Genomic DNA, 5,366 nt, shown 5'->3' with positions numbered 1-5,366 from the left:
CGCTTCTCAAGGACAGCGTTCAACACTACCGTTCGTTTAGCCTCTCTCTCGCTCATTGTCAGTTCTTTCATAGACTGACATTTTCACTGCTCCCTTAACCCCTGACACTATCACTGCACCAATGCACGCGCTCCGCCAGCAGTTTGACAAATGCGAAATATTAACATACTATGCGTGTAAGTTCCCCGTGTGGTGTTCTCTGCTCAAAAATCTCGCAGCCTGCACGGCGTAACGTTTGTCAACGAAAGAAAGGAGTGTGATTACCGGCGCGTTTTAATACCACCGGGCTTAACGGGTCCCTTACGTTGACTGCGTTGGATTCGCTGTGCTAACATATTTCACATTGCGAGAAGTAAATGGAAAACACTCACGAGCGACGACAAAAACTGATTGGGCAGTTCGTGGGGAGTATGGACCAGTGGACTGCCATCCGGCGCTCCAAGTCTCCCCGCACGTGGACCGATCTTCAGCTCACCATGCCGCAGCTTCGGACCCTGATGTTCCTGAGCCAGGGGTCAAAGCGCATGAGCGAAATCTCCACCTATCTTGACCGCGGCATGCCATCCGCCACCAGCATGATAGACCGCCTGGTCAGCAAGAGCTTTGTAGAGCGAGTAGAAGACCCCAATGACCGCCGTGTAGTAGCATGCCAGTTGACTACATCCGGCCGCGACATGGTTGAGCAGTTCAACCGCATGGACCACATGCGGTCCGAGGCGATCGCCAACGGACTGACAGTGGACGAGCTCGAAATCGTTGCGCCCGCTATGGAAGTCCTAGTGCGAGCGATTGCACGGATGAGGCGGCAAGACCAGGCGCAGCAGCCTGTGGAAGACCAGCCCGAGCAGCAGCCGATTATCCTGGATGACCAGGGGATCAGAGAGCGCATCGCAGTTGAGGCCGCTGGTTCCTAGTCACCAGTAATATTGAATTGATGGGTCGTTGGGCCGGGTTGCGCCTGAGTTGTCTTCTGCATTCCGGTCCCCGGAGGATCGCGCGACGGCGAATCCATGCACTCCCTGTGACCTCCCATGAGAATCATACTTCGCCTGATCGGCTACGGCTGGCGGCAGAAGTGGCACCTTGCCGGGGCATATGCAGCGATGGCGGGGGCGACGCTCGCAGGGGTTGTCGTCCCCCGCCTCACCGGCGGCGCAATTGACGCGGCTCTGCAAGACGCCACGCGCACCAGTCTTCTCACCTATGCGGCAGTCATCATTCTCGCCAGCGCAGTGCGCGGCGCGTTCGGTTACCCCCAGTCATTCCTCGCCCAGTCCGTCTCCCTCCGCGCGGCATTCGACCTGCGCAACGACTACTTTCGCAAGCTCCAGACCCTTAGCTTCGGCTTCTACGACAAGCAGCAGACCGGCAACCTCATGTCCCGCGCGACGGCTGATGTGGATGCTGTCCGCAACTTCATGGGGGAGAGCCTGATAAGCATCGTCTCGATCATCATCATGATCTCAAGCGTCTCCGGCATCATGCTCACGACCAACGTGCGCCTGGGCCTTGTCACCCTCGCTACCGTCCCCATCGTTATCTGGCTCGCGCTGAACATGCGCACCAAGCTTCACACCCTCTACCGGCAGGTGCAGGCCGAGACAGGCCAGATGACCGCCGTGCTGCAGGAGAACCTGAGCGGCATGAAGGTGGTCAAGACCTTCGGCGCTGCCGACTATGAAGAGGCCAAGTTCGCGAAAAAGGTGGAGAAGCTCGCGGAGCTCCGCTACCGCGCCGGGGCGTTCGGCGCGTTCCGGATGTCACAGATGGCATTCATCTTCACCGCGCTGACGGGCATCACCTTGTGGGTCGGGGGTAACGAGGTCGTCGCCGGCCGGCTCACCCCGGGCGAGCTGACCACGTTCATCCTGTACATCGGAGTGGTCATCGCACCCATCCGGCGCATCGCGCGCATGATAGACGGCTTCACCAGGGCCACGGCGGCAGGGCAGCGCCTCTTTGAGGTCCTGGACGCCGAGTCGCCGGTGAAAGAAAAGCACGGCGCCAAAGTGTTGCCGCGGGCCAGGGGCCACGTTCGTTACGAGGGTGTATCCCTCAGCTACACTGATGACTCTGTGCCTGCCGTACGGAACATCGAATTCGAGGCGCAGCCGGGCCAAATGGTCGCTATTCTCGGCGGCCCCGGCTCCGGCAAGAGCAGCGTCGTGCACCTCCTGCCGCGTTTCTACGAGGTCACCGCCGGCCGCATCACCATCGACGACACAGACATCCGCGATGTCACACTTAAGTCCCTTCGCCAGAACGTGGGGATTGTGATGCAGGATGTTTTCCTCTTCGCAGGCTCCATCCGTCACAACATAGCTTACGGCCGCGACGAGGTCACCGCCGAAGAGGTGGAGTGGGCGGCGCGTGTTGCGCAGATACACGACCACATAGAAAAGCTCCCGCGCGGATATGACACCAGCGTCGGTGAGCGTGGCCTCACCCTCTCCGGCGGCCAGCGCCAGCGCCTCGCCATTGCGCGCACGCTGCTTCTGGACCCGCCCATCCTGATCCTGGACGATTCCACCTCCAGCGTAGACATGGGGACCGAGTTCCAGATTCAGCAGGCTCTGGCCGAGGTGACAAAAGACAGGACAACCATCGTCATCGCGCACAGGCTCTCCACAGTCCGCCGGGCCAGCCTCATTCTCGTGCTGGAGCGAGGCGAGGTGGTGGAGCGCGGCTCTCACGAAGAGCTGATCGCGAAGGACGGCTTTTACAAGAAGATCTACGACCTTCAGTTCCGACCGCAGGAAGACCTCACGTCGGACGCCATCATGGCCAAAGCCGCCCAGGCAGAGAACAGCTAAGGAGTTTCAAAATATGTACGGAGGCGGGTTCGGAGGAGGCTTCGGCGGCGGCGGCATGATGGGTGGCGGGCGAATGGGCGGTGGCGGCGGGAGTATGGGCGGCGGCCGTTTCGGCCACCTGGGCCTGGACCAGGACGAGGGCGGCAAAGCGTATGACCACAAGGTCGTGACCCGCCTGATGCGCTACATGCGCCCCCACATGAAGCTGGTCGTCATCACCTTCCTGGCAATGATGGTCTACACCGCCACCGTTGTCGCACTCCCGTGGCTGACAAAGCTCGTCATCGACGACTACATCCGCACCCGCGACCTCAGCGGCCTCAACATGATCGTCGCGATCTTTATCGGCGTCGCCGCGCTCCAGTTCGCCATGAGCTACGCCCACCAGCGCCTCCTGTCCTACATCGGCCAGCGCATGCTGTACACGATCCGCGTCCAGCTTTTCAGCCACATCCAGCGCCTCTCGATGTCGTTCTTCGACCGCAACGAAGTCGGCCGCGTGATGTCCCGCGTCCAGAACGACGTACAGCAGCTCCAGGAGGTGCTGAATATAGTCGTGAACAGCCTGGCGCAGGTCATCAGCCTCGTCGGCATCGTCGTCGTCATGCTCGTGATGCAGTGGGAGCTCGCGCTTATCACCTTCACCGTCATCCCTCTTCTGTTCATCGTGCTCATCGTCTGGCAGCGCTTTGCCCTCCGCTCTTTCCAGCGGGCGCGCAAGGCCATCGCCGACGTTAACTCCGGCCTGCAAGAGAACATATCCGGCGTCCGGGTCGTCCAGAGCCTCAACCGCGAAGAGGCGAACATCAAGCGCTTCGGCAAGTCCAACACCGAGAACCTGGACGCCAACCTGGAGGCGAGTCGCGTCTCCGCCATCCTTTTCCCCACCGTGGAGCTCCTCACATCCCTCGGCATGGCGCTCGTCGTCCTGTTCGGCGGCATCATGGTGCTGGAGGGCAACCTGGAAGTTGGCGTCCTCGTAGCCTTCGCGCTTTACATCCAGCGCTTCTTTGAGCCGGTCCGCAACCTCACCCAGGAGTACAGCGGCCTCCAGCGGGCCATGGTCTCCGGCCAGCGAATCTTCGAGATACTGGACATCACGCCCGACGTTGAGGACAAGCCCGGGGCAGTGGAGCTGCCGCCCGTGAAGGGACATATCCGGTACGAGGGCGTGGGCTTTCACTACTCCAAGGACACGCCAGTGCTCCAGGAGATCAACCTGGAGGTCCAGCCCGGCCAGACGGTCGCTTTCGTCGGCCCAACCGGCGCGGGCAAGACGACGATGGTCTCGCTCCTCCTGCGACTCTACGATGTCACAGAGGGCAAGATCACTATCGATGGCCACGACCTGCGCGACGTTACCCAGAAGTCGCTGTCCCGCCAGATGAGCATCGTCCCGCAGGAGCCGTACCTCTTCTCCGGCGCATCCATCAAGGACAACATTCGTTATAACCGGGAGTGGATCACGGACGAGCAGATTGTGAAGGCGGCAACCGCCGTCGGCGCGCACGACTTCGTGACCCGCCTGGAGAAGGGCTACGACACCGTTCTCCAGGAGCGCGGCAGCAACCTTAGTATCGGCCAGCGCCAGCTCATCAGCTTCGCCCGCGCGATCGTTGCGGAGCCGCAAATACTCATCCTGGACGAGGCCACCGCAAACATCGACACCCAGTCGGAGCTCGTCATCCAGCAGGCGCTGGGTGAGCTGCTCAAGGGGCGCACGGCGGTCGTGATCGCTCACCGCCTCTCGACGATCCGCAACGCGGATATCATCGTGGTGATTGACAAGGGGCGCATAGTAGAAAAGGGCAGGCACGCGGAGCTAATGGCCCTGAACGGCCTCTATGCGAAACTCAGCTCTTTCAGCGCGGTGGGCGGGGACGAAAAGCCGCGGCCGCAGCGCGAGGGGCGCGAAGGCGGCCGCGGGATGCGTGGCGAGGGGATGGGGGGAATGGGTGGCGGCGGCAGGCGAAGGCTGGCCGGCGAAGGCGCCGACTAGGCTACCGTCTTGCGGGGCCGCCCGCGGCCGCGCTTCGGCGCCGTTTCCGATGCCCGCGACCAGAAGTACACGTCGTTACCGTTCCGCCTGATTACAATCTCCCGCCCGGACGCCTTCGCGGCCGCTCCCAGCCGGCGGCGGACTGCGACGAACGTCTCGTTCGAGTCCGGCCGCAGCCGGCCCGCTATGCCGTCCCGCAGCCCGTTCACGTAGCCAAGGTACTGACGCGCCGTCTCGGCGCGCTTGCCGGTACTGGTCCTGGACTCTGCTTCGTGCAGGGAAACCACCTCAAACTTCGGCATATTACCTCCGGGTTAATCGCCGTCGCTGATACACAACGGCTCTCGATTTTGCAGCAGCGCGAAACATTAAACGATTCGACAGCTTACGTCAATCCCCGGGGAAGTATCAAGTCCAGGAAAGCAATTTGTCTTTGCTCAGTGATATTGTCAGTAGGTAACTGCTCAGTGAATATGTCAGTCCATGAGAGGACTACATTTGACCGAGCGAGAAGCGAAGAGAGCACAGATACTGAACCTTGTTCTGGAGGGGCG

Annotated in this window: 4 protein-coding genes; 3 read left to right on the top strand and 1 reads right to left on the bottom strand. The window is 61.3% G+C overall.

Features of this window, described 5'->3' with window-relative positions; translation table 11 throughout:
• Positions 1-356 precede the first annotated feature (356 nt).
• The 3 genes from FJ319_14385 to FJ319_14375 all read left to right on the top strand — a co-directional run bounded on the left by FJ319_14385 (position 357) and on the right by FJ319_14375 (position 4,812).
• On the top strand, positions 357-914 hold the full coding sequence (locus FJ319_14385; protein MBM3935453.1) for a MarR family transcriptional regulator: 558 nt from the start codon (positions 357-359) through the stop codon (positions 912-914).
• 117 nt (positions 915-1,031) lie between these two features.
• Positions 1,032-2,813, top strand: coding sequence for an ABC transporter ATP-binding protein (locus FJ319_14380; protein ID MBM3935452.1), 1,782 nt, complete (start codon positions 1,032-1,034; stop codon positions 2,811-2,813).
• Positions 2,814-2,826: 13 nt separating this feature from the next.
• Positions 2,827-4,812 (top strand): ABC transporter ATP-binding protein, encoded by a 1,986-nt coding sequence (locus tag FJ319_14375; GenBank protein MBM3935451.1) that lies wholly within the window; start codon positions 2,827-2,829, stop codon positions 4,810-4,812.
• On the opposite strand, the gene FJ319_14370 is transcribed toward FJ319_14375, so the two are convergent.
• Positions 4,809-5,114 carry a hypothetical protein gene (locus FJ319_14370; protein MBM3935450.1) on the bottom strand — a complete coding sequence of 102 codons (306 nt, stop codon included), beginning with the start codon at positions 5,112-5,114 and terminating at the stop codon, positions 4,809-4,811. The two genes, FJ319_14375 and FJ319_14370, sit on opposite strands and share 4 nt — an antisense overlap.
• Between the last annotated feature and the right edge of the window lie 252 nt (positions 5,115-5,366).

It is taken from the genome of SAR202 cluster bacterium (genome assembly GCA_016872355.1).
In the GTDB taxonomy this organism is placed as follows: domain Bacteria; phylum Chloroflexota; class Dehalococcoidia; order Lucifugimonadales; family VGZY01; genus VGZY01.
This window is presented reverse-complemented; position numbering and strand designations above follow the sequence as displayed.

What these genes read in the sequence shown, in the direction of transcription:
- FJ319_14385 (MBM3935453.1), top strand. Translation starts at nt 357, where the DNA reads ATGGAAAACACTCACGAGCGACGACAAAAACTGATTGGGCAGTTCGTG.
- FJ319_14375 (MBM3935451.1), top strand. Translation starts at nt 2,827, where the DNA reads ATGTACGGAGGCGGGTTCGGAGGAGGCTTCGGCGGCGGCGGCATGATG.
- FJ319_14370 (MBM3935450.1), bottom strand. Translation starts at nt 5,114, where the DNA reads ATGCCGAAGTTTGAGGTGGTTTCCCTGCACGAAGCAGAGTCCAGGACC.
- FJ319_14380 (MBM3935452.1), top strand. Translation starts at nt 1,032, where the DNA reads ATGAGAATCATACTTCGCCTGATCGGCTACGGCTGGCGGCAGAAGTGG.